A 22,803-nucleotide genomic window follows, 5' to 3' on the forward strand; every position below is an offset into this window, starting at 1 on the left:
TCAGGCAACCAGGAAGATGCGGTCCCAGGTCGGTGGCTGGTCGCCGGAGGCGGCCAGCAGCACCAGGGCCACACCGGCCGCGCCGTCGAGCAGTCCCGCGGAATCCGACGGTACGGCTCCGCTCTCCACCCGCTGGTAGCCGTAGGCGCTGGTCGGCTCGTACGCGTCGATCAGGCGGACGACCTCGGCGTCGATCGCCGCGCAGATCTCGTCGTCGCCGGTGTCCCCGGCGAAACGCAGCGCGATGTGCAGGAGCCCGGCCTGGCCGTGGCAGAACGTCGGCGAGCTGAGCCCTCGCTCGGACGGCGGCCGGCGCAGCGCCCCACGGATCGCGTCCACCGCCTCGTCCCGCCACTGCTCCCGGTCCAGCGCGCGGCCGGCCAGCCACAGCGCCCGCGTACAGCCGGCGGTGCCGTAGCACCAGGCCATCCGACCGGGCGGTGGCATCGAAGCGGTCGGGTCGACGGACACGCCGTTGGGCCAGACGGGCCCCCATCGGTCGATGCGTCGATATCGGCGCAGCCACTGCGCCAGTGTCGCCACCGCGGCTGCCTCGGCATCGCCACCAGCACCGTCGCTCAGCGCGAGCGACAGCGTGGCCAGCACACCGGGCAGGCCGTGCGCGAGACCGAGGTTGAGCAGAGGGTGGCCGCCGTCCAACCGCAGCGCCCCCCACTGCGGCGGTGCGACCAGGCGCGGATGGCCCCCGTTGCTCGCGTCGGGCTCGGCGAGTGTGGCGAGCGCCGCGAGCGCCTCGGGCAGCACCGCGTCGACCGCTGGGGTGCCGCGCCGGGCGAGCAGCGCCACGGTCACTCCGGCGAGGCCGGTGATGAGGTCGATCAACGGTGGCCGAAACGGTGGGTCGTTGGTACTCACCTCGTGTACCAGTGCCGCTGCGCTGGCGGAGAGAGCACTGTCGGCGCTCGCCAGGAACGCGCCGTAGCGAGGTCGGCTGCGGGCCAGTGCCGTCGCGGCGACCGCGAGTCCGCCCCACCCGGTGTAGAGCGACGGGCCGAGCCGGGTCAGCTCCGCCTCGTCCCGGACGCTGGCGGTGAGCGCGAGGTGCCCGGTGCGGGCCCAGCCGTCGCCCGGTCGACACTCGTCGAGGTAGGCGGCCAGCAGAGCCAGACCCGGATACCCGGAGGCCAGACTGGACGGACGCCATGCGTCGTCGGCGCTCCCTCCGGTCCCGGACCCGCCCTCGGGCGGGGTGGGGACCGGCAGGGCAGGACCGGCGCGGTCGCGAAGCGCTGCGGCGACCGCCAGCGCGACCTCGCGAGCGCGCCGGGCCGTGCCCTGCGTCACGGGTGGCGTCCACGGGGGGACCGTACGGGCTGTCGTCATCGAGACGGATGGTCGCACGCACCGGGGTCGAGATGCTACCGTCCGTACGGGACGTTCCCGTAGTTCAGAGGGGTAGAACACCGGCAAACGCAGCCGGAGGTCAGGGGTTGGATTCCCCTCGGTCGCGTCCCATCGCACCTTCGTAGTTCAGAGGGGTAGAACACCGGCGAACGCAGCCGGAGGTCGGGAGTTGGATTCTCCCCGAAGGTGCCCCCCACCGCCGCACGGACCACTGCGCCCGTCTGTCGAGGCAGAAGTCCCGCGACGCGGGTTCGAGGAAGATGAACCGGGCGATGTTCGCGGTGCCGCCCGTTCCCGCGAACAGGGGCTCGAAGACCGCGCGGCCGAGCTGGTGCCACGCCCAGTGCCGCACCCGCTCCCGTGGTCGGGCAGCAGCATCAGCGCGGTCACCGGCGTGGGAACGGGGCTCGCACTGCTGATCGGCGCCGCGGTCGCGCTGGGCACCGCACTGCTCTGGTAGCCCGCGCGCTACTTGTCGGCCGGCGGTGTGTGGCCCGGTCCGCGGAGCCGTTCCCGGCCGAGCGCGTCCTCGCGGATCCGCTCGCTGTACTGGCCCCGGTGCCGGATCGGCCGGCCAGCGTGGGCGTACTTCTGCTTGGCCCGCTCCAGGTGGGTGCGGACCGTGGCGGCGATGCCCAACTGCCGGCCCACCGCGTCCACGGTCATCCCTCGGCCGTACGCCACCAGCACCTCGTGCTCGCGCGGCGTCAGCTCCGGTCGGTCCGGTCGGTCGTCGCGCCCCAGCCAGAAGGCGTGCTCGGTGGTCAGTGGCGAGTCACCGCGCGCCACCGCCCGCGACCGACCGCGCCGTCGCGGTCAGACGGATGTCGGGCACCGAGGCGAGCCACGTCGCCATGCCCTCCAGCAGCATCTGGTCGTTGTCGATCGCGGCGATCTCGATCAAGGGGTCCACGAAACCTCCACCACCGTGCCGTGGCCTGGGCTGGACGTGACGTCCACCGTGCCTCCGGTCTCGATCACGCTGTGCCGCAACTCGCGCATCAGGCCGCGCCCGGCGGGCACCGCCTCCGAATCGAAGCCGACCCCGCGGTCCACCACCACGATCCGCACCCCGTCGCCCTCACCGACAGCGGTCAGCCAGGCCTCGTCGACGTTGGCGTGCTTGGCCACGTTGTTCAGCGCCTCCCGGGCGGCGCCGAGCAGCATCGACGCGGCAGCCGGCGGCAGCGTGACCGGCAGGGCGTGGAACTGCGAGTACACCCGCAGCCCGAGCGCCTGCTTGTCGCGGACCACCCCGGCCAGGGCACTGACGAAGTCACCCGGGCCGACGTCGGCGGCGCCGCTCATGAGGCCGCGCAGGAAGTCGGCGTCGCGGGTGCACAGGGCGCGGACCTCGTCGGCGCGGTGGTCCAGCCCACCCCGGGCGATCTTGCTCAACGTGCTGAGCACCGTGTGGTGCAGCACGTCGTACTGCCGGGTCCGCTCGTCGTAACGGGCGCGGGCGGTGGCCTCACGGGCCCGCGCCTCGATCGCGTCGGCGGTGGCCAGATCGACCTGCCGGGCCGAGGCGCGGAGCAGTCGGGCGCACACCCAGCTCAACACCCCGAAGCCCAGCATGAAGAACACGTTCACCGCCACCGAGCCGATCGCGTCCGGTGCCGGCACCCGGATCCGGGCCATGTGCTCCCAGATGCCGAACACGTACGCACCGACCACCACCAGCGTGCCGGCGGCCGCGACGCTGAGCTGGACGAAGATCATGGCCAGGATGATGGAGCCCATCGCCGACGGGACCACCCACAACTGCCAGCCGCTCGCGCAGGACTTGACACACAGCTGCGGCACGGTGACGAGCCACATCATCGCGAGCGCCAGATCGGCCAGCACCCATGTCAGCGAGACCCGCCGGCGGCGCAGCATCACCGTGAACAGCGCCGCCGACCAGGCGACCGCCGCCAGATGGCTGCCGACGATCGCCGTGGTGGACCGGAAGTCGTTGAGGCCGCCGACCAGGAGCACCGGCAGGCCCACGGAGAGCTGGAGGGCTCGGAGCGCGCCGGACGCCTGGAGGAGCAGCAGTTCCGCGCGGGCGCGGGCCCCCCTGACGGTTGTCGCCGGTGCTTGCACCTGACAAACCTCGCGTGTGGACGGGGGCTCGGGGTAGTACGCAGAAACGTCGACTAGCGCCGATGACACCTGGCGAGCCTAGATCGTTGACCGGTATTTCTCCTCTTCACTCGTGCCACTACTATCTCCTCCGCTCCCGGTCGATGGTCCCGAATGGAACCCCTGTCCGGAAACCTCCGGGCAGCCCAATGCTGGGATCGTGATTTGGTGATCTTGTCGTACCGGGCCCCTACGGTGTGCCGATGACGCGATTCGTGCAGCAGCCCGACTACGAGGGTGCGGAGTTCATCGACCTGTCAATGGCCAGCACGACCTTCCGCGAGGTGGATCTCCGCGGCGCCCGGATGCGTGGCGTGCTGCTGTTGGACGCCGACATCGACGGGGCGATCGACGGCCTGCGCGTCAACGGCGTGGAGGTCATGCCATTGATCGAGGCCGAGCTGGATCGCCTGCACCCCGAACGGCTTCGACTGCAGCCAACCACACCCGAGACGATGCGCGATGCGGTGGATGTCATCGAGGAGCTGTGGCAAGCGACGCTGCGACGCGCAAGCGTGCTGCCAGAGGAAGCCGTCCACAGATCAGTGAACGACGAATGGTCGCTCGCCCAAACCCTGCGCCACACGATCTTCGTCGTGGACGCCTGGTATGGCCACGCGGCGGCCCTTCGCCCGAACCCGTTCCATCCCATCGGCGTACCCGCATCGTTCACCACCAACGGCACCGAGTTCGGCATCGACGAGTCGGCCGCGCCCACCCTCGGCGAGATCCTCGCCGTGCGCGCCGAGCGGATCGCCGATCTGCGCGCATATCTGGCGCAGGTCACGCAGGAGGAGCTGGACCGCGTGCGGGGGCCGAACACCGCGATCGGCTGCCCGCCGCCCGCCGAACGTACGGCGGTCAAGTGCCTGCAAGTCATCTTCAGCGACCAGTGGGCGCACGTGCAGTTCGCCGACCGCGACCTGGCCATCCTGGAACAGGAGTATGCGTGATGCTCTGGGAGGTCCACTCCTATGATGGAGGCCGCGCTGCGGTGGCTGGCCGAACACACCGATGCATCCGCTGAACCGCTGCGCCTGATGGACGCCACCCCGATCCCCTGCGGGCAGTCACGCACCACCAGCCAACGCTCGGATCTGTTCGGCTGGGCCGGCTACGGCTACGAGTCGGCGCACAGCCGCTGGTACTGGGGGTCACCACCGCCGACGGCACCGTCACCGGGTTCGGCCTGGCCAACCCCAAACTGTTCGGCGAACGCGAAGCGACCCGCCAGATCCTGACCCGCCAGCCCGCTAACCAGCCCGCAACGGGCACCACCGTGGTCACCGACAAGGGCTTGTCCGGCCAGGGCAGCGAGCAACTGTTCACCGACCTGGGCCTGCTACTGATCCGCCCGGCCCGCAAGGACGAGAAAACTCCCAGACCCTTCCCGAACTGGCTACGCCAACGCATCGAAGCGATCATCTGGACGTTGAAGAACCAACTCGGCCTGGAACAACACGGCGGGCGGGTACCGGCCGGCCTATGGACCCGTGTCCTGCAACGCCTGCTCGCCCTCAACGCCGCGATCTGGCACAACTGGACCATCGACGCACCCGTCAAACGCTCCTTGATCGCCTACGACCACTGATGGCCTGCCCAGAATTACCGGTCAACGATCTAGGTGACCTGGGGGGCGGCGACCACCGGCTGCACTGCCAATCCGTACGCCGCGACGTCGAGCAGGCGGGCCATCAGCTCGGGTGACCCGCCGTCCTGCTGCACCGCCCACGCCAGACCGATGACGATCGTGATCACCTCGTACACGTTGACGTCGGCGCGCACCTGCCCGGCCTCCTGCGCGCGGCGCAGCAGCTGGCCTCCGGAGGCGCGCATGGCGGCGCAGGACCCGTGTAGTTCGGAGGTCTCATCCGCCAGGGCCGCCATGATCGAGTGCGGTAGACCCTGATAGGTGCGTGCACCGGCGGCCACGTCGGCGAGCCACGTCAGGAACGCCTCGAGCGGCGCGCCCGGCGGCGAGTCGAGGAGCTGGTCGGCGCGCTCGCGCAACATGTCGAAGTTGGTGTCCAGAATCGCTTCGAGGAGAGCTTCCCGAGTAGGAAAGTGCCGGTAGAGCGTGCCGATGCCGACTTCCGCGCGCCGGGCGATGTCGCGCAGGGACGCCTCGGTGCCATCGGCGGCGATCGCCTCCCGGGCTGCGGCGAGGAGCCGCTCTCGGTTGCGTCGCACGTCGGCGCGGGCTGTGGTCTCGGGCACGTGGTCCCCTCACGGTTGACGACCGGAGCGGTGCTCCGTATCTTCGACGAAGGCGGCGGAGCAGTGCTCCGGGGCTGCTCCGACAGCGTACCCAAGCAGCACGTGCAGACAAGTCCTCCATTGGACTCGGGCGTACCGCGCAATTCACCTTAAACGACACGAAACGGGTGCCATTATGCGAGCGATCGTCGCCGCTACCAGCGGCGCGGACCACGAGGTGGAACTGGTGGATCTCCCGGATCCCCGGCCCACGACCGGACAGATCCGCATCAGGATGGTCGGCGCCGCAGTCAATGCGGCCGACCTCCACATCATCGACGGTTCACGTCATGGTGCCGATGCCGCACGCCCCTCGCACCCTCGCGGCCTGGGTCTGGATGTGGCGGGCGTCGTCGACATGGTGGGTGCCGGGGTCACCGATCTCACCGTCGGCACCCCGGTCGCGGCACTGCACTTCCCGCACGCCCCGCACGCGGCTGCGGGCACGGCAGCGGAGTACGTGATCGTCCCGGCCTCCGACGCGGCGCCGGTCCCGGACGGGATCGAGCTGCTCGACGCGGCCACGGTGCCGCTCAACTCGCTGACCGCCGCCCAACTCCTCGCCCTGCTCGGCCCGGCCGAGGGGCGGCGGCTCCTCGTCACCGGTGCTGCTGGCGCCGTCGGCGGCTACTCGGTGGCCCTCGCCGCACACGCGGGCTGGAGCGTCACGGGACTTGCCCGTCCGAGCGACCGAGAGTTCCTGACCAGAGCCGGGGGCACGGACGTCATCACGGCCCTCGACCGAGCGCACGACTTCGACGCGGTGTTGGACACCGCCCTTCTGAACGGGGCAGCCCTGCGGAGCGTCCGCGACCACGGGTCCTATGTCGGCGTTTTCCCGGGCCTCGAACCCGCTTCGGAACGCGGCATCAGCGTCACCTCGGCGGTCGTACGTCCCGACGGCGACCTGCTGCGGGAGTTGCTGGGGCTGACCGCGCGGGGCGTCCTGGAACCGCGTCGGGCCGGCGCGTTCCCCCTGGCCGAGGCCGCGTCGGCGTACCGCGCCCTGCGAGCGGGCGGACATCGTGGCCGGTGGGTGCTCACGAACTGAGCACCCACCTCGAGCTGGCGCGGGGGCGGTGATCGGGTTCAGGACCGGCAGGGGTAGCTGCTCTTCGAGCAGCTCACCCCGTAGTTGTACGCGTCGTTGAAGTGTGCGTAGTACGCGTCGTAGAGCGGGTGCGTGGTCCCGCTCTCCGGGGCCATCTTGACGAACAGCTCGTCGTTCTCGTTGAGGGCGTCCTGGGTCCAGTTCTGCGAGCCGGTGTAGACGCGGTACTGGTAGGCGCTGCCGTACTTGCCGTAGGCCGCGAAGAACTTGTCGTGCACCTTGTCCTTACGACGAATGGACACGCCGGCGTCGAGCAGCTCGTTGTAGACCGACTGGCTCATCGCGATTCCGCCGTCCGCGTTCGTGCCGACGACCATCCAGACCTTGCACCCGGCGGCGCGCAGCCCGGTGACCTGGTCCACGATCTGCGGCCGCCCCGTCGTCACCGACGCCATGCCCACCCGCAGCCGGCAGTTGGCGTCGGGGGTCAGGTCGTTGAGCCGGGTCTCGATGGTGTCGGTCTGCCCCGCCCCCTCCGGCGACGCGTACGCGTCGGCCGCGGTCGCCTGGTAGTAGCCCCGGCCGGAGGCGGAGTCGTAGTAGTCGTTGCCGCTGTAGTGCCGACGGTTCCACATGTCGCCGAAGTTGGCGTTCAGCCCGGCGGTGAGCGTCGCGTCGCCGTAGACGGTGATGGTGTTGTTGAACGCGTCCGGCCCGGTGGTGTAGGTGAGGTTGCTGGACCCGAACCAGGCCACGTTGCTGCGGGCCACGCCGTTCGGGTCGGTGGTGCTGGTGAAGGTGAACAGCTTGGTGTGCATGTCACCGTCGGCACTGGTGCTGATGCAACCGGTACCGCCATTACTGTTCGTGCAGAACCGGTAGTTGCTGAGCCGCTTGATCGTCGTGACCGCGGGGTCGGTCGAGGTCGCGTTCTTGCCGTCCAGGAGCACCAGCACGGTGACGCCGCGCCCCTGGGCGCGCAGCAACGCGTCGGCGACCGAGTCCACACTCAGGGAGTGGATCGCTCCCCGGATGGTGGAGCCGGCGGGCGCCGCGTCGATCAGCCGCTGCAGCTCGGTGATGATGGTGTAGTCGCGCCCGGCCGTCGGATCGGTGAAGTGCGCCCACACCGGGTAGCCCGCCAGCGTGGCCGACGCGGCGGAGACGCTCGACGGCGCGGCGGCGGGTGCCGCTCCTGCCGGAGACACCGGTTGACTCAAACCCACGGCGATCAAAGAGCACGCCACCGTACGGCGAATCGCCGCGCCCGCCCGACCCATAGTCATAGACAGGCATGTTTGACAAGAAGTCTTCACGTGTCAATGCTTCGACGGCGGTATTTGACGAAGACTCTCGCGATCTTCAGACGCCGTTCACCAAGGCACGCGCGACTGAGCGCCGATCCCGGTCACTTTTTCGCCTCGGGGGCGCTGTGCCGCGCGTCGTCGAGCAGGGTGCGGATCAGGTTCTCGGTCACGTCGTACCCGCCCTCGCCGACCGCGATGTGCCGAACCGCGCCGGTGGCGTCGACCAGGAACATCGACGGCCACGCCTGGACGCCGTAGTTCGACCAGGTGGCGTAGTCGTTGTCGACGGCGATCGGGTACGTGATGCCGTACCGCTGGGCAGCGTCGACGACCCCGTTGACGTCGTGCTCGAAGCTGTACTCCGGCGTGTGCACGCCGATCACCTCGAGGCCCTCGCCGTGGTACTTCTGGTACCAGTCGATGACGTACGGGAGCACGTGGCGGCAGTTGATGCAGTCGAAGGTCCAGAAGTCGACGAGCACGACCTTGCCGCGCAGGTCGGCGAGATCCAGCGGGGCGTCCCCCGCGGTGTTCAGCCAGCGGGTGATCCCAGCGAGTTCAGGAGCCGGGCCGCAACCGTCGCTCGGCGGCGCGGCGCCGTACAGCGCGTGCTCCACGCAGGTGGTCAGTTGCGGGCTCGCCGTGGAGTCGACGGTCGGCGCCGCCGGGATCAGCTTCTCGATGCTCTGGCTGAGCGCCGCGGTGTAGTCGGGAATGACCCGCTGCACGGTTCCAGCCACGTTGAAGGTCAGGGCGAGGGCCAGGCCGACCACGGCGGCACCGGCGACCACCCGGATGAGCCGCTGCCGGCGGCGGATCGCCAGGACGCGTTCGGCCACCGCCCGGCCAGCGAGCGCGAAGATCAGCAGCGTGAGTGCGGTGCCGAGGGCGAACCCGGCGGTCAGCACGATCGTGTCGCCACCGACCGTGCCGGTCGCCCCGGCGACGGTGATGGCGGCCAGCACCGGCCCGGCACACGGCACGTAGACCGTCCCGAGAACCAGGCCGAGCAGGAAGCCGCCGCGCTCCGGGCCGACCGACCGCTGCGGGATCCGGGCGAACGGCGCCTGCAGGATCGCCTCGACGCGCGGCACGATCAGCCCGATGCCGAGCAGGACGAGCGCGATCAGGCCCGCCCAGCGGATCGCGGACTGCGGGATCGGCAGTGCCGCCAGGACCGCCGCGCCCACCAGGGTCAGGACGCTGAAGCTGGTCACCAGCCCGGCCACCACGAGGTACGGACGGCGGCCACCGGTCTGCGTCCCGTCCGTACGGGCACTCTGCGCACCGCCGGACAGGAAGATCACCGGGAGCACCGGCAGGATGCACGGCGACAGCCCGGTGATCACTCCACCGACGAACCCGATCAGAGCGAGACTCACGCCCAACGCACCCACCTACCTTCCTGGCCGAGCGGCCGGCCCTCCCGCAGCCGAACTCCGCGCAACCCGTACGACGGTGCCACGCAGCTGGAACTCACCGTTGTGACCGGTCGCACAGCCGACCGGTGCGCCCTCGTCGTGTCGGCCTGATCACAGCCGGTCGACGGGACCTGTGCCAGCCTCTGTGGCACCGTGCAGGTCGTCCCGCGGCGGCTATTCCCGCCCTCGCCGGCTCGCACAGAGAAGGTTCAGCGTTCCCATGACGGCAGATACACACCCGGCTCCCGTGGTCGTCGAACTGCGTGACGTCACGTTCCGGCGGGATGGCAAGCAGATCCTGCACGGCGTCGGCCTCACCGTGCGCGAGGGCGAGCACTGGGCTCTCCTCGGACCCAACGGCGCGGGCAAGAGCACGCTCCTGGGCTTCTGCGGCGCGGTGACGCACCCGAGCTCCGGCAGCGTGCACGTCCTCGGTCGGCAACTTGGCCGCGTCGACCTGCAGCAGCTGCGCAGGGCGATCGGTCACGTGAATCCGCGCCACCCGCTGCGGTCACCCTTGACCATCCGTCAGGTCGTCCTGACCGGTCTCGTCGGATCGATCGACGTTCCGCCACGCTGGCAGCCGACCCGTGTCGACCTCGACCGAGCCGAACTCCTGCTCGGCACCTTGGGCCTGGCCGACAAGGCCGAGGAGCGCTGGCCCACCCTCTCCCAGGGCGAACGCGGTCGTACTCTGATCGCCCGGGCGCTGGTCAGTCGACCGCGACTGTTGCTGCTGGACGAGCCCTCAACCGGTCTCGACGTCGCGGCGCGGGAACAGTTGCTCGAGACCATCGATCTCCTCGGCGAGACTGACCCCCAGCTCGCCTCGATCATGGTCACCCACCATCTCGAGGAACTCCCGACGACGACCACCCACGCGCTGCTGCTCAAGGCCGGCAGCGTCGTCGCCGCAGGTCCCGCCGATAGGACCGTCACGACCGGGAACGTGTCCGCGGCCTTCGACCACCCCATCGAGGTGCGGTATCAGGACGGGCGCTGGGCGGCCCGCGCACGGTCCACCCGCAGGCCGGCGGTCGCCGCCGCGTGATCGGCACACCCGATGCGGCTTGGTAGGCGGTCGAGGCCGGCCAGCGTCGACCGCCTACCGGAGCACGCCTAGTCGAGCGGCCGGTTGTATTCGTGGAAGCCGACGACCTTAGCGTCGCGGACCATGATGTGGATGCAGTGCCGGGCCGCGTAGGGCTCGTTGAAGACGGTGCCCCGAGCCCAGTCCTCGAAGACGACGCGATCCTCGGCGACGCTCTTGTGAATGACTTCGAGCTGGTCGAAGCGGCTGGTGCCGGGAGTGAACAGGCTGAAGAATCCGATCAGCTTCTCCCGTCCTTCGGACCCGGTGAAGTGGCCGGCCTGCGGGGCGGGAAGGATCACGTCCACCTCCGCGCCGAGCAGGTCGAAGAGGCCCTTCCACGTGCCGGTCTGAAAGCCCTGGATCAGAGCGTCGTACGCCTCTTCGGCGACTACTCGAACATCGTCATTCATCGTTTATGCCTTCTGCGTCGATTCGTGGTTACGGTCGACCAAGATTAGCTTTTCAACTCACATATAATGAATGCGAGAAACGCCAGAATTCTTTCGCGATCGTCCGGAGTTCAAGTGGATCCCCTGTCCCATGTGCTGGCCCTGTCGAACATCGAAGGCGCCGTCTGTGCCGAGTTGCGAGCCGGCGGTGACTGGACGATCGCCTTCCGCGGTCAGATGCACGTGAAGTTCGGGGTGGTGCTGTCCGGCTCGTGTTGGCTCTCCGTGGAGGGCGTCGAGGCGCCCCTACGGCTGCGGCAGGGCGACTGCTACCTGGTGGTGGGCGGTCGGGACTACCGGCTCGCCAGCGATCCGGGGAGGATGCCCGCCGTGCGTTCGGAGGAGATCTGGTCGGCGGACGAGCACGTCGGCTACTGCGGCGTCGGCCACGACGCCACCCTGGTGGGCGGGCGCCTCCACTTCGACCGGGCCAACGCCGAGCTGCTGCTCAACGCACTCCCGCCGGTCGTGCATCTCCGCGCCGACACGGACTCCAGCGGTGTGCTCCGCGCGACGATTCAGCTCATGACGTACGAGAGCGCCGCACCACGGCCGGGGCAGACGCTCATGCTCGACCATCTGGCGCGCATCATCCTGCTGCAGGGCCTGCGGGCGCACGCCGGATCGGCGGGTGCCAGTGCCCACCTGCCGGCGCTGCTCGATCCGGGAGTGGACGCGGCCCTGACGATGATGCACGACGACGTCGCCCGCAACTGGTCGGTCGACGAGCTCGCGAGAGCGGCGCGGATGTCACGGTCGGGCTTCGCGGAACGATTCAAGGCGCTCGTCGGGGAGAGCCCCGCGCGATACCTGCTGAGCCTGCGCATGCACTCGGCCAAGCAGATCCTGCTCAAGTCCGACCGGACGGTCTCCTCGGTCGCCGCCGAGCTGGGCTATGCCTCCGAGGCCGCGTTCAGCACCGCGTTCAAGCGGGTGATGGGCGCGTCCCCCCGGGACTACCGGGCAGCGGGCTCCGTCGACACCAACCTCGCCCGCCGCTGATCCTCGTGCTGGTCGACGACGTGACGCCTCACGACCGATGACCGGGCGCGGTTGCCGCACGGCGGCGTCTCGTCGCGGCCCGACACGAGAGAATGGGTCCATGGACGTGACCAAGGACGGTCGTCGCTGGCGAATCGGCACGGTCAGCGACGTCGCCTGGCTGGCCGGCCACACCACGAACGGCCTCTCGATCACGGCGGCGATCCCGCAGGTGTTCGACGGCTACGCCACCTGCCACCCGCCCGACGGCGTCAGTATCGAGGCGCACGAACGCGCCGTAATCCACGAGCTGACCGCACACGGCCCCGACCAGCCCTGGTGGCTGGGCTACCTCGACACCGGCGCCCACGACATCGTCTTTCCCCGCGCGCCGACCGTGTCGCTCGACTGGGGATGGGCGTACGTCCTGGTCGAAGCCGGCCCCGAACAGGCCCTCACCTGGCGGACCGGCCACATGCGTCACGGCGCCGGGTCGCTGCCCGACCTGTTCTTTCCCACGGACCACTCCTGGCTCGTCTCCGCCCTCTGGGATGACACCTGGACCGACGTCGGCGGCTCGGGCGACCTGATCGCCGCCCTGCACCGCAACCCGCTGGTCAACGCCCGCCCCGTCGGCCCCGACGAGGACGCCCTCCCGCCAGGACTGACCCGCGACTGATGCCTGTCTCGTCGCCGCGCCGCGCAGCAGCGGGAGGAGGACTCAGTCGCACCTACGGTGACTCCCGCAATGGCCAGACCTCGACCACACCGTGCGCGACGGCGCAGGGCGTACGCGAGGCGATGTCAACGGCCTCGGCCAGCGTCGCTGCCTCGATGATGGCGAACCCGGCCACGGGCAGCGCGGCGGACATGAAGGGCCCGCTCTCCGTGGTCACCTCGGCCGCGTCATGGTTTCGCACTTGCACGGGTGTACCGGCGAGGCCCATGTCGACCCCGTCCTGGCGCAGGCGGGCGTCGTGCGCGTGCGCCGCGTCCCGTACGGCTGCGTCAGTGCGGTCATAGCCCGCTTGGTCGCCGTACCCGATGGTCATGAACTTCGCCACGGCAAACTCCCTTCGCAGGAATTGTCGACTGCTATGCAGGATCGCCGCCTGGATTGGCATGCGCAACTTCGCCGGCTCACGCCCGCTGAACTCGCGCGGCAGCTGGGCTACGACGCGCCAAGATCGAGCCGGCCGATCGACGTGAACTAACATCCCCACATGATCGAGGAGTTGGTCCGGAGAGCCGCCGCCGAGGACGACGACGCGGTCGAAGAACTGTCCACCATCGCGGACACCGATCCGCGGCGGCTGATTCCGCACCAGGGCCTTTTGCTCGACCTCGACGTGCTGTGGCCGCCGAAGTTGTACCGCGCCGCGGACGATGACGTGATCCGCCGGGTCATCGGCCTGGTCGACGACGGACAAACGCCAGATCAGCTCAATCACCTGCTCCTCGTCCTGGCGCACAGTGGCCACCCGCTCGCCGAGCACGCCCTGCGGCGGTGGGCGACGCACCCGCCGGCGGGCGCCGACACGCTGCACGTCGGGCCACTGGACTACTCGACCGAGGGCGGCTGGACGGTGGGCCCGGACGGCAACCGCCGGGACCTGTGCGGGGACACCGCGTACCGGTGGTTGCTGCGCGAGACGACGCGGGGCGCGGAGGGCCGTACCTGCCCGTGGTGCGCGTCGCCCCTCTGGATTGCCGCCGACGTCGACACCGCCGAGCCCGCCGTTAACGCCGCGCTGGCACACACCGGCTGGTCCGGCCGACTGGTGATCGAGGTGTGTCACTTCTGCGCGTGCTACGCGACGTTGTTCAGCCGAGTCACGCCGGACGGTGCCACCACCTGGTGGACCGGCAACACCCGGCCGAGCTATGTGCCGGATGCTGACGGGCCGGAGGACCCGCCGGCGCTGCTGCCGGTCGTGGGTCCGGCCCGGCCGACCCCGTACGGGGCCAGCGCCTGGGACCGGGGCGGCTCGACGTTGGGCGGCCATCCTGACTGGATCCAGGACGCCGAGCACGCCGACTGCCCCGGCTGCGGACAGCCGATGGACTACGTCGGTCTGGTTGGCGGCGCGGACCTGTACGACGTCGGCGAGGGTGCCTACTACCTGCACCTGCACCAACCGTGCGGCTTCGCCGCGGTGAACTACCAGCAGAGCTGAACGGCGGTGGTCAGCCCAGACGGGTACGCACCACCAGATCGTGCAGCGCTGCCACGGCTGCCGGTTCGGCGTGCTCGGGCAGCGTCGAGGTGTCCCGGGCCGCTTCCAGCTCGGCGCGGAGTCGCGGTACGTCGGCGGCGAGCCGCTGGGCGGCACCGGCCGGGATCGGCCCGTGCTCGGCCTCCCGTTTGGTGGCGATGAGGTCCGGCACGTACGCCAACCGTGTCCCGAGCACGCCGAGGTCGGTCTCCAGCCGGCCGGTCCGCATGAGGTGGATCCCGGTGAGCAGGACCCGCAGTGTGTACAGCGCGGGCTTGAGCTTCCCGGTCCTGGCGTACAGCTTCTCCTGCGCGGCGGCGAACCCGAGGTAGTGGTGCGCGTGGTGGCGGGTGATCAGGCGCGGGGCCAGGGCCGAGAGTTCGGCGTGCACCGGAGTGGTCACGACCACCAGCGGGGACAGCAACTGTTCCAGGACGTACCCGTTGCGGCTGTTCAACATAGTGGCGAACTTGAGCAGGTCGTGGCTGACCACGTCCAGCTCCACACCGGCACGCAGGCCGGCGTGCTGCAACGTCTGCGGCCCGGTGCGCAACCCGACCACCTCCTCCGGTGCCAACAGGTGCGCGGCACGCAGATCCAGGTCGGAGTCGACGGACGCGAACCCGTACAGGTGCGCCCCACTGACGGTGGCGAACAGCAACGGGCGGGGTAGCGCGCGGGCAACCTCGGCCGCCCAGGACGGCACGTCGAGGGTCACCGCAGGTTCCTTTCGCGTACGGCGGTGAGCAGCCGGTCCACGGCGGCCCGGTCAGGTTGTTCCGGCAGGGTGCTGGCGGTCGACGCGTCGGCCAGGTCGGTGAGCAGGTCCGCGGCCCAGGCGGTGATCTCCGCCCAGGGCAGCTCACCGCGTCGCACCGTGAGCAGCTTCTCGCGCAGGTGTCGTACGTCGACGAGGATCTCCCCGGTGCGCAGCGCGTGGGCCCCGGCGACGAGTAGCCGGATCATGTGCATGGCCTGCTTGTGGTTCGTCTCGCCGGTGCGCTCGCGTCGGGCCGTCACCCGGTCGAGCTGGTCCCGGGCGTAGCCGCCATACGTCTGGGCCAGCCGCTTGGACAGGAACGCCTGCCGTGCCGCGAGCAACCGTTCCCCGTCCGCCGTGACCGTCTCGACCAGCGGGGACCAGAGCACCTCCAGCACCGTCGGGTTGCCCTGCAGGGCCAGCGTGCAGAAGCGCTCGAACTCCCAGGAGAACTGCTCCACGGCGGGCCCGTCCAGGTGGGTGGGCGGCTTGTCCAGATGCCAGAATGCGCGGGTCGGCGGCACGTACACACCGCGCCGGTCGTGGTCGGAGCCCGGAACGTCCAGCCCGTACGCCCGCGACCCGACCACGACGGCGAGAACGGTGTGCCGCTCGACAAGATCCATCACGCCGGGCAACGCTATCGAGGTGCCGCCCGGCGCGCGTCAGAATTTCTCGGCGAGCCGTCGTGGACATGGCCTCCGCAGCGCGGGCTGCCCGTCGCTGAGGAACAATCGTTCGGGTCGGGGCAGGAGAGGATGAGCGTGAGTAGTTTGGAGTCGCTGCGGCAGCTGCTGCAGCAGTCGCATCATGCGCGTCCGGACGACCTGCCGGAGATGGCGATGCGGGCGGCGCCTCTGCTGGACGCGCGCGCTTTGGTGATCTACCTGGTCGACCATCAGCAGCGCCTACTGTTGCCGCTGCTCGGAGGCAGTGCGCCTGCTCGCGAGCCGATGGACATCGACGGCACACTGGCCGGGCGGGCGTTCAGCACGGCGACCACGTGTGTCGGTACCGGCGACGAGGACGGGGTCCGCGTCTGGGTGCCGGTGCTCGACGGAAGCGAACGGATGGGCGTGCTGGAGATCACCGCCGACGACCCGCTCAGTGCTGACAGCATGGATGACTGCGCCGCGGTGGCGTCGCTGCTCGCCGAACTGGTCGTCACGCGCAGTTCCTACAGTGACACCATCGAGCGGATCCGGCGTCGGAAACCCATGCAACTGGCGGCGGAGATGCTCCGCGCGCAGCTACCGCCGCTGACCTTCTCGACCGGGCATCTGATGATCAGCGGCATCCTCGAGCCCTGCTACGACGTGGGCGGTGACGCGTTCGACTACGCGGTCAACGGCGACACCGCGCACCTGGCGCTGTTCGACGCGGCGGGACATGGCTCCAGTGGTGGGATGCGTGCGGTGGTGCTCGCCTCCATCGCGCTGGCGGCGTACCGCAACGCCCGCCGGTCGGGCCTGGATCTGATCGGCACGTACCACCACATCGACGTCGCGGTCCGCGACCACGACCGGTACGGGATGATCACCGCGGTGCTCGCCGAACTCGATCAACGTACCGGGGTCCTGCAGGTCATCTCCGCCGGCCACCCGAGCGGAATGGTCCTGCGCGACGGCAAGGTCGCCAAGATTCTGCCGACCCCGACCGCGCTCCCCGTCACCCTGGGTGACCGACGTCCGCCGGTGGTCGTCGAGGAAGCCCTGGAACCCGGGGACCAGGTGTTGCTGTACACCGACGGCATCATCGAAGCCCGTACACCCGAAGGCGAGACGTTCGGCGTGGAACGGCTCATCGAGTTCGCCAGTAGAGCGCTCGCGGATCACCTGCCCCTGCCCGAGACCGCCCGCCGACTCGTACACGCCATCCTCGAACACCAGGACGATCGCCTACAGGACGACGCCACCGTGCTGCTCGCCGAATGGCGCAGCCCCGCACCGGCGGACTCGGACCTGGAGACGGTCACCTCGCCGACGCACCAACCGCTTGAACCGCAGTCGTTCCGCAGAGGTCGAAAGGCGCGCCCGTAACCAGAGGCACCGGTCCTACCCGCTGCGGCCTCTGCCCCACGGGGGAACGGCGGCTCACCACGCCGATCGGGTATTAGTGGTGCTCAGACCCAGGCGAATTGGTCGAGTCTGAGCCTGTGGTCCTGGAGCAGGTCCGACAATCAGCACTATGCAGGGACGTCGGATTCAGGAGGCAGCCATGAAACGCAAGAGGAACTCCACCGCTCGGCAGGCGCTCGCCCTCGCCTTCGCCGCTGGGGCGATGTTCGGAGCGGCGGGCACCTTGACGCTGCGACGCCGCCAATCGGAGGTTGACCTTCCGGGTGAGGTCGCCGGACATCTGGACGCGGCCCCCGTCCCGCCGCTCGGCGGACGTCTCGGTGGCTCGTCTCCCGCACCTGTGCGCGAACCTGCGGCGCAGCACAACTGACCCCACGGCGCCTGGCATCCCCCGCGGTGCTCGGCCTCATCGAGTAGATCATGCGTGCCCGGGGCAGCTCGCGACCCCTATTGCTACTCATCGATTCGTGCTAGAAATCCTTCGTAGCGCCCGCTCGCTGGGAAAGATTTCTACAAGGAGGCGACGATGAGGATCATTGCCGGATGGCTCGCCGGTCTCACCGTTGCCGCGGGACTCGTGGCACCGGCCGCCTCGGCCACGGTGGCCGCGCCACCCCCACCAGCGCCGAGTTCGGTGACACCCCTGGCTACCGGCCCGCAACCCGGCACCTTCACCGGGCGGGGATTCGACACCTGCACCGCCCCTTCGCAGGCTGCGATGAACGCGTGGCGGGCCAGCTCGCCCTACGGCGCGATCGGCATCTACATCAGCGGGGGCAGCCGCTCCTGCGCCCAGCCCAACCTCACCGCCAGCTGGGTGGCCAACCAGACCAGCAACGGATGGCGGCTGATCCCCATCGAGCTGGGTTACCAGGCACCGTGCGGCACCCGTACGCCGAAGATGTCCGCCGATCCCACCACCGCCCGGTCGCAGGGCGTCTCCGCGGCGAACAGCGCCGCGAATGCCGCCCAGGCACTGGGGATCGGCGCTGCGAGCACGATCTACAACGACATCGAGCAGTACCCGTCGAGCGCGTCGTGCCGGGCGGCCGTGTTGTCGTTCCTGTCCGGCTGGGTCGAGCAACTACACGTACGCGGCTTCCTCGCCGGCATGTACTCCAGCGGATCGTCCGGTATCAAGGACGTCTGCGACGCGTACGACAATCCGAGCTACACGCGGCTTGACCAGATCTGGATCGCCTGGTGGAACGGGGCGGCCGACACGAAGGCCGGAAGCTACTGCCCCGACGCCTACTACGCGAACCACCAGCGCCTGCACCAGTACGCCGGCAACGTCACCGAGACGTGGGGCGGCGTGACGATGAACATCGACCGCAACTACCTCGACGTACGGGTCACGCAGACCCCGCCGCAACAATGGACCACGACCATCGACAACAGCACCTCGGGCGGGTTCACGGCGAGCACCGCCTGGGGGACGTCGGCCTACTCCGGCCAACGATTCGGCACCGACTACCGGTTCGCCACTCCGGTGTCGTCCAGCGACGTCGCCTGGTTCCGGGCGACGATACCGGCGACCGGCAGCTACGAGGTCTCGGTCTGGTACCCGGCCGACGCCGGCTACAACAACCAGACGCCGTACCTCGTGGCAACCACCACGGGGAACAGGACCGTGGCCGTCGACCAACGGGGCAACGGCGGTCGCTGGGTCTCGATCGGCGTGTTCACCCTGGCTGCGGGCACCGGCAACACGGTCGGCGTGAGCCGCTGGACCGGTGGCACCGGACTGGTGGTCGCCGACGCGGTGCGGATCACCCGGGTCTAGCGGGAAACCCACTACCGCCCCGCGGACGCGGCTGCCTACCCTCGCACCATGGCCAGGACCCGCAGGCGGACGATCCACGTCGACGACGTCGACTACCGATGGACGGTCAGCCAGGTTGACCCGGGTCACGTCGTGGTCAGGGTGTGGCACCCCGACCCCGGGCGAGGCATCGGGTTGGAGGCCCTGGTGGACTTCGACGACCCGTGGCTCAACTTCGGGCCCATCATCACCGCACCTCCGGACCGGGCGGCCGAGGTGTTCGCCCTGGCCCCGGTCACGCCGGAGCTGGTCGCGAGGCTGATCCGAACGGCGCTCGCCGACGGCTGGCAGGTCAACGGCGGCGGGCCGCTGCGCTTCATGATCCCTCGGGACCAGGAACGGCTGGTGCCCCTGCCCGGACGACCGATCGACTGACCGGCACGCCGTCTTACCGCTGCCGGACGCGCAGTACACCGGTCAGCATCGGCAGGGTGAACTCGCCGCTGGCGGTCTCCGGTCTGCTCGCGAGGAAGGCCCGGATCCGGGAAAGCGTCGCCTCGCGTTCCTGTTCCGGCATGACCAGCACGCCCGCGCGGGTCGCGATCGTCGCGACGAGGGAGTCGGCGGTGCGGCGCTGCCCGTGCGGGAACTCGACCTGCTCCGGCGAGCCGAACTCGGCGACCAGGCCAGCATCGGGCAGGTGCAGGCCCACGGTCGCGGCCCGCCAGTTGCTGAACGTGTCACGGGGGCCGATGCCCGCGCTGCCGCTGACCCGTTCGAGGCCGGCCACCCAGTCGACCCGGTCGTCCAGGACGTTCCACAGGCCGGCCAGGATGCCGCCGGGTGCGAGGACCCGGGCGATCTCCGGCCCCGCGACGGCCATGTCGAACCAGTGCAGGGCGTTTCCGGCCAGCACGGCGTCGACGGACGCGTCCGGCAGCGGTATCGCCTCGGCACTGCCCGACAGGGCGCGGACGGCCGGCAGCGTACGGCGTAGCTCGGTCAGCATCGCCGGGTCGCGCTCGACCGCGATGACGTCGGCGCCCAGCGCGACCAGCGTCCCGGTCAGCTTGCCGGTGCCGGCACCCAGGTCCAGCACTCGCGGGCCGGGTGCGGGCTCGAGCGCCCAGCGCACCGCGGCTGGCGCGTAGTCCGGGCGGTGCTCGGCGTATGCGCCCGCCGCTGCGCCGAACGACGAGGCGTGGAGTAGGCGCGCAGTCTGCTTCATGCGGTCATCCAACCCGAGAGCGGACGACATCGCCGACCCGAGCTCTGACGGTGGGCGTTCGTCGTCGTACGCCTACCGGGCGGCCGCCGACGAGGTGCCGTACGCCGCGGCGGTGAAGGCGCGCAGGGCGATCTCGGCCGACTGTTCCAGTTGGCTGCGCGGCACGCCGGCTGCCGCGTGGACGGCGTGGCCTTCCGTGACCACGCTGAGGAAGCGGGCCAGGGCGGTGGGGTCGACGTCCGGTGGGAGGTCGCCCTCGTCGACGGCGCGGGCGAACCGGGTGGCCAGGGCCTGTTCGCCGGTCAACCGGCTGGCCGCCAGGAAGTTGGAGATGGCCGTGTTCTCGGTGCCGCAGGCGGTGCCGCCCTGCACGGAGAGGCATCCGGCGGGACGGTCCGGTTGGGTCAGCGCCACCACGTTCTCCCCCAGCAGCATCGCTGCCACCTGCTGGGCGGTGGGCTGGTCCAGCGCGTCGCGCGCGTAGGCCATCTCGACGTCCGCGTAGCGGGCGACCACCTTGCGGAACAGGCCCTCCTTGTTGCCGAAGGCGGCGTAGAGGCTGGGCTTGTTGATGCCCATGGCACCGGTGAGCTCGGTCAGCGAGGCGCCCTCGTAGCCGTGCCGCCAGAACACCTCCATCGCCCGATCCAGGGCCTGGTCGGTGTCGAACTCACGGGGTCGTCCGGTCTGAGTCATCGTCGTCCACCTCCTCGTGGCACTCAACAGTACCGCCACCCAACCGATCGGTACAAAAGTTTGTGGATTGGCGGGTACCCCTGCTAGGTTCTTTTGTACCGAGCGGTACGGAAATACGGAGGAGGTCGCGATGGACAGCGTGAAACGGACAATCGGCGCGGTCGGGATCTGGAGCATGGAACTACGGGGAGCCGGCCGACCCCAGGTCCGCGAGGCCGTCGCCGAGCTGGACCAGCTCGGCTTCCCCGCCCTCTGGATCCCGGGCCTGGACGGCCAGGGGGCGTTGGACGACGTGGAACACCTGCTAGCCGCCGCACCGCGCGCGACGATCGCGCTCGGCGTGCTGTCAATGTGGGGCCAGGATCCGGCCGCACTCGGCGACCGGTGGGCCGCGCTGGATGCGACGTACGGCCCCAGCGCCGTCCTGGGCCTCGGGGTCAGCAACGCCCATTCCGCCGCGAACGCCGGGCAGGAGTACGGCAAGCCGACCGTCTCGATGCTCCGCTTCCTCGACGCACTCGACGCCGCACCCCACCCCGCTGCCGCCGACCGGCGCCTCCTGGGTGCGCTGGGTCCGAAGATGGTCGATCTAGCCACCGCGCGGACCTCCGGTTGGCACCCGTTCCTGGTGACTCCCGAATACTCGGCGGCGCAGCGGACTCGGGTCGGTGAGGCCCCACTGATCGCGCCGCACCTGGCGGTGGTCCTGGACCGCGACCCCGCCCGAGCAAGAGCGGCGGCCCGGGACGGCGTCGGGATGTTCATCGGCTTCCCCGCCTACCGCTCCAACCTGGCTCGCCTCGGCTTCGGCGAGGAGGACCTGATCCCGGGCGGCAGTGACCGGCTCATCGACGCCCTGGTCGCCCGGGGAGACCTCGAGGACATCGCCGGCCGCATCCAGGCCCATCTGGACGCGGGCGCCGACCACGTCACCCTGCACGTCCTGCGGTCCGATGCCGGCGGCGGCGCGGACCTGCCGCGGCACCAGTGGCGGGAGCTCGCCACGCTGCTGCCCTACGTCACCCCCCGCGCGTCACACACCAACTCCGACTAGCCCGCGCGGGGCAACCCATCCCGAATCACCATCCCAAGGAGTACGACACATGGCACAGCTCAACGGCAAGACCGCCCTGGTCACCGGTGGCACCACCGGCATCGGCCTGGCGGCGGCCCGCCGCTTCGCGGCCGAGGGCGCACACGTCTTCATCACCGGACGCCGCCAGCAGCAGCTGGACGAGGCCGTCGAGGCCATCGGCGCGAATGTCACGGGGATCCGCAGCGACGTGAGCAACCTCGACGACCTCGACCGCGTCGTCGATGCGATCGCCGCCCGAGGCGCCGGTCTCGACGTGCTGTTCACCAACGCCGGCGGAGGCGAGTTCGCTGCCCTCGGCACCATCACCGTCGAGCACTACACGGACACCTTCGACCGCAACGTACGAGGCACCGTGTTCACCGTTCAGAAGGCTCTGTCGGTGCTGAACGACGGCGCTTCGGTCATCCTGTCCGGCTCGACCGCCGCGACGAACGGAACCCCGGCGTTCGGTGTCTACGCCGCCTCCAAGGCCGCCATCCGCTCGTTCGGTCGCACCTGGGCCGCCGAGCTGACGGGCCGCAGGATCCGGGTCAACACCCTCGTCCCGGGCCCGACCGAGACTCCGGGTATCGCCGGGCTGGCGCCCAGCCCGCAGGAGGCCCCCGGGCTGCTGCAGATGCTCGCCTCCACCGTGCCGATGAACCGGATGGGCCAGCCGGAGGAGATCGCCAACGCGGCGCTGTTCCTGGCCTCCGACCAGAGCAGCTTCATGACCGGCAGCGAGCTCTTCGTCGACGGCGGCGCGAACCAGGTCTGACCGGACCGAAATCCGGTGCCGGCCGGCGGCCCACGCCCCGGGACGTCGGCCGGCACCGGCCCACAGCTCTGACCACAGAAGAATGAGGACTGTCTATATTGACGTCTGGCGTCGGTGCCGACAGAATCTCGGCACCACCACCATGATCTCCTCTGGG

26 protein-coding genes and 1 tRNA gene are annotated in these 22,803 nt (G+C 70.0%); 14 read left to right on the top strand and 13 right to left on the bottom strand.

Going from position 1 to position 22,803, the window contains the following annotated elements; genetic code table 11:
- Complete coding sequence (locus V6V47_RS01275) at positions 1 to 1,344, bottom strand: lanthionine synthetase C family protein (protein WP_334626041.1); 1,344 nt, start codon at positions 1,342 to 1,344, stop codon at positions 1 to 3.
- Positions 1,345 to 1,480: 136 nt separating this feature from the next.
- Between V6V47_RS01275 and V6V47_RS01280 the strand changes: the two genes are divergently transcribed.
- Positions 1,481 to 1,554 (top strand) — tRNA-Arg (locus tag V6V47_RS01280).
- 279 nt (positions 1,555 to 1,833) lie between these two features.
- Here V6V47_RS01280 and V6V47_RS01285 read toward each other — a convergent pair.
- Genes V6V47_RS01285 through V6V47_RS01295 form a run of 3 tightly spaced genes read right to left on the bottom strand, consistent with a single transcriptional unit; the run spans position 1,834 to position 3,453 of the window.
- Positions 1,834 to 2,154 carry a LuxR C-terminal-related transcriptional regulator gene (locus V6V47_RS01285; RefSeq protein ID WP_334626042.1) on the bottom strand — a complete coding sequence of 107 codons (321 nt, stop codon included), beginning with the start codon at positions 2,152 to 2,154 and terminating at the stop codon, positions 1,834 to 1,836.
- Positions 2,141 to 2,269: a hypothetical protein gene (locus V6V47_RS01290; RefSeq protein WP_334626043.1), complete on the bottom strand. Its 129-nt coding sequence runs from the start codon at positions 2,267 to 2,269 to the stop codon at positions 2,141 to 2,143. The genes V6V47_RS01285 and V6V47_RS01290 overlap by 14 nt, the downstream gene beginning before the upstream one ends.
- Positions 2,266 to 3,453, bottom strand: coding sequence for a sensor histidine kinase (locus tag V6V47_RS01295; RefSeq protein WP_334626044.1), 1,188 nt, complete (start codon positions 3,451 to 3,453; stop codon positions 2,266 to 2,268). The genes V6V47_RS01290 and V6V47_RS01295 overlap by 4 nt, the downstream gene beginning before the upstream one ends.
- Before the next feature lie 242 nt (positions 3,454 to 3,695).
- Between V6V47_RS01295 and V6V47_RS01300 the strand changes: the two genes are divergently transcribed.
- Together V6V47_RS01300 and V6V47_RS01305 are read left to right on the top strand one after the other, a co-directional pair.
- Positions 3,696 to 4,445, top strand: a complete 750-nt coding sequence (locus V6V47_RS01300; protein WP_334626045.1) for a DinB family protein — start codon at positions 3,696 to 3,698, stop codon at positions 4,443 to 4,445.
- Positions 4,446 to 4,771: 326 nt separating this feature from the next.
- Positions 4,772 to 5,083, top strand: coding sequence for a hypothetical protein (locus V6V47_RS01305; protein WP_334626046.1), 312 nt, complete (start codon positions 4,772 to 4,774; stop codon positions 5,081 to 5,083).
- A gap of 29 nt (positions 5,084 to 5,112) precedes the next feature.
- Here V6V47_RS01305 and V6V47_RS01310 read toward each other — a convergent pair whose 3' ends face one another.
- Positions 5,113 to 5,709, bottom strand: coding sequence for a TetR/AcrR family transcriptional regulator (locus V6V47_RS01310; RefSeq protein WP_334626047.1), 597 nt, complete (start codon positions 5,707 to 5,709; stop codon positions 5,113 to 5,115).
- 175 nt (positions 5,710 to 5,884) lie between these two features.
- Here V6V47_RS01310 and V6V47_RS01315 point away from each other — a divergent pair, with 175 nt between their 5' ends.
- Positions 5,885 to 6,799: an NADP-dependent oxidoreductase gene (locus V6V47_RS01315; protein WP_334626048.1), complete on the top strand. Its 915-nt coding sequence runs from the start codon at positions 5,885 to 5,887 to the stop codon at positions 6,797 to 6,799.
- A 38-nt stretch (positions 6,800 to 6,837) separates the two neighbouring features.
- Here the strand turns inward: V6V47_RS01315 and V6V47_RS01320 are convergent, their stop codons facing one another.
- Positions 6,838 to 8,007 (bottom strand): phospholipase D-like domain-containing protein, encoded by a 1,170-nt coding sequence (locus V6V47_RS01320; RefSeq protein ID WP_334626049.1) that lies wholly within the window; start codon positions 8,005 to 8,007, stop codon positions 6,838 to 6,840.
- A 200-nt stretch (positions 8,008 to 8,207) separates the two neighbouring features.
- Entirely contained in the window at positions 8,208 to 9,488 is a 1,281-nt protein-coding gene (locus V6V47_RS01325) for a cytochrome c biogenesis protein DipZ (RefSeq protein ID WP_334626050.1), read from the bottom strand.
- Between the two features lie 259 nt (positions 9,489 to 9,747).
- On the opposite strand from V6V47_RS01325, the gene V6V47_RS01330 reads away from it, so the two are divergent.
- The gene (locus V6V47_RS01330) at positions 9,748 to 10,578 is read left to right on the top strand and encodes an ABC transporter ATP-binding protein (RefSeq protein WP_334626051.1); all 831 of its coding nucleotides are present in this window, start codon (positions 9,748 to 9,750) and stop codon (positions 10,576 to 10,578) included.
- Positions 10,579 to 10,646: 68 nt separating this feature from the next.
- Here the strand turns inward: V6V47_RS01330 and V6V47_RS01335 are convergent, their stop codons facing one another.
- The gene (locus tag V6V47_RS01335; protein ID WP_334626052.1) at positions 10,647 to 11,030 is read right to left on the bottom strand and encodes a nuclear transport factor 2 family protein; all 384 of its coding nucleotides are present in this window, start codon (positions 11,028 to 11,030) and stop codon (positions 10,647 to 10,649) included.
- Between the two features lie 114 nt (positions 11,031 to 11,144).
- On the opposite strand from V6V47_RS01335, the gene V6V47_RS01340 reads away from it, so the two are divergent.
- Positions 11,145 to 12,071 (top strand): AraC family transcriptional regulator, encoded by a 927-nt coding sequence (locus V6V47_RS01340; RefSeq protein WP_334626053.1) that lies wholly within the window; start codon positions 11,145 to 11,147, stop codon positions 12,069 to 12,071.
- A gap of 100 nt (positions 12,072 to 12,171) precedes the next feature.
- Positions 12,172 to 12,729 carry a hypothetical protein gene (locus V6V47_RS01345; protein ID WP_334626054.1) on the top strand — a complete coding sequence of 186 codons (558 nt, stop codon included), beginning with the start codon at positions 12,172 to 12,174 and terminating at the stop codon, positions 12,727 to 12,729.
- A gap of 52 nt (positions 12,730 to 12,781) precedes the next feature.
- Here the strand turns inward: V6V47_RS01345 and V6V47_RS01350 are convergent, their stop codons facing one another.
- On the bottom strand, positions 12,782 to 13,114 hold the full coding sequence (locus tag V6V47_RS01350) for a YciI family protein (RefSeq protein WP_334626055.1): 333 nt from the start codon (positions 13,112 to 13,114) through the stop codon (positions 12,782 to 12,784).
- Positions 13,115 to 13,273: 159 nt separating this feature from the next.
- Here V6V47_RS01350 and V6V47_RS01355 point away from each other — a divergent pair, with 159 nt between their 5' ends.
- Entirely contained in the window at positions 13,274 to 14,227 is a 954-nt protein-coding gene (locus tag V6V47_RS01355; protein WP_334626056.1) for a hypothetical protein, read from the top strand.
- A 10-nt stretch (positions 14,228 to 14,237) separates the two neighbouring features.
- Here the strand turns inward: V6V47_RS01355 and V6V47_RS01360 are convergent, their stop codons facing one another.
- Positions 14,238 to 14,984 carry a nucleotidyltransferase domain-containing protein gene (locus tag V6V47_RS01360; protein ID WP_334626057.1) on the bottom strand — a complete coding sequence of 249 codons (747 nt, stop codon included), beginning with the start codon at positions 14,982 to 14,984 and terminating at the stop codon, positions 14,238 to 14,240.
- Positions 14,981 to 15,655 (bottom strand): nucleotidyltransferase domain-containing protein, encoded by a 675-nt coding sequence (locus tag V6V47_RS01365; protein WP_334626058.1) that lies wholly within the window; start codon positions 15,653 to 15,655, stop codon positions 14,981 to 14,983. The genes V6V47_RS01360 and V6V47_RS01365 overlap by 4 nt, the downstream gene beginning before the upstream one ends.
- On the opposite strand from V6V47_RS01365, the gene V6V47_RS01370 reads away from it, so the two are divergent.
- The 4 genes from V6V47_RS01370 to V6V47_RS01385 all read left to right on the top strand — a co-directional run bounded on the left by V6V47_RS01370 (position 15,632) and on the right by V6V47_RS01385 (position 19,304).
- Positions 15,632 to 17,065, top strand: coding sequence for a PP2C family protein-serine/threonine phosphatase (locus V6V47_RS01370; protein WP_334626059.1), 1,434 nt, complete (start codon positions 15,632 to 15,634; stop codon positions 17,063 to 17,065). The genes V6V47_RS01365 and V6V47_RS01370 overlap by 24 nt on opposite strands.
- A 178-nt stretch (positions 17,066 to 17,243) precedes the next feature.
- Positions 17,244 to 17,474 carry a hypothetical protein gene (locus V6V47_RS01375; protein WP_334626060.1) on the top strand — a complete coding sequence of 77 codons (231 nt, stop codon included), beginning with the start codon at positions 17,244 to 17,246 and terminating at the stop codon, positions 17,472 to 17,474.
- Positions 17,475 to 17,630: 156 nt separating this feature from the next.
- A complete protein-coding gene (locus tag V6V47_RS01380; protein WP_334626061.1) occupies positions 17,631 to 18,890 on the top strand; it encodes a glycoside hydrolase domain-containing protein in 1,260 nt (419 codons plus the stop codon).
- Between the two features lie 48 nt (positions 18,891 to 18,938).
- The gene (locus V6V47_RS01385) at positions 18,939 to 19,304 is read left to right on the top strand and encodes a hypothetical protein (protein WP_334626062.1); all 366 of its coding nucleotides are present in this window, start codon (positions 18,939 to 18,941) and stop codon (positions 19,302 to 19,304) included.
- 13 nt (positions 19,305 to 19,317) lie between these two features.
- On the opposite strand, the gene V6V47_RS01390 is transcribed toward V6V47_RS01385, so the two are convergent.
- Together V6V47_RS01390 and V6V47_RS01395 are read right to left on the bottom strand one after the other, a co-directional pair.
- Entirely contained in the window at positions 19,318 to 20,097 is a 780-nt protein-coding gene (locus tag V6V47_RS01390) for a class I SAM-dependent methyltransferase (protein WP_334626063.1), read from the bottom strand.
- 72 nt (positions 20,098 to 20,169) lie between these two features.
- Positions 20,170 to 20,793: a TetR/AcrR family transcriptional regulator gene (locus V6V47_RS01395; RefSeq protein WP_334626064.1), complete on the bottom strand. Its 624-nt coding sequence runs from the start codon at positions 20,791 to 20,793 to the stop codon at positions 20,170 to 20,172.
- A gap of 130 nt (positions 20,794 to 20,923) precedes the next feature.
- On the opposite strand from V6V47_RS01395, the gene V6V47_RS01400 reads away from it, so the two are divergent.
- Both V6V47_RS01400 and V6V47_RS01405 read left to right on the top strand, forming a co-directional pair.
- Positions 20,924 to 21,847 (top strand): TIGR03620 family F420-dependent LLM class oxidoreductase, encoded by a 924-nt coding sequence (locus tag V6V47_RS01400; protein ID WP_334626065.1) that lies wholly within the window; start codon positions 20,924 to 20,926, stop codon positions 21,845 to 21,847.
- A gap of 49 nt (positions 21,848 to 21,896) precedes the next feature.
- Positions 21,897 to 22,646, top strand: a complete 750-nt coding sequence (locus V6V47_RS01405; protein WP_334626066.1) for an SDR family oxidoreductase — start codon at positions 21,897 to 21,899, stop codon at positions 22,644 to 22,646.
- Positions 22,647 to 22,803: the final 157 nt, after the last annotated feature.

The sequence above is a fragment of the Micromonospora sp. CPCC 205539 genome, assembly GCF_036906815.1.
Lineage (GTDB): Bacteria > Actinomycetota > Actinomycetes > Mycobacteriales > Micromonosporaceae > Micromonospora.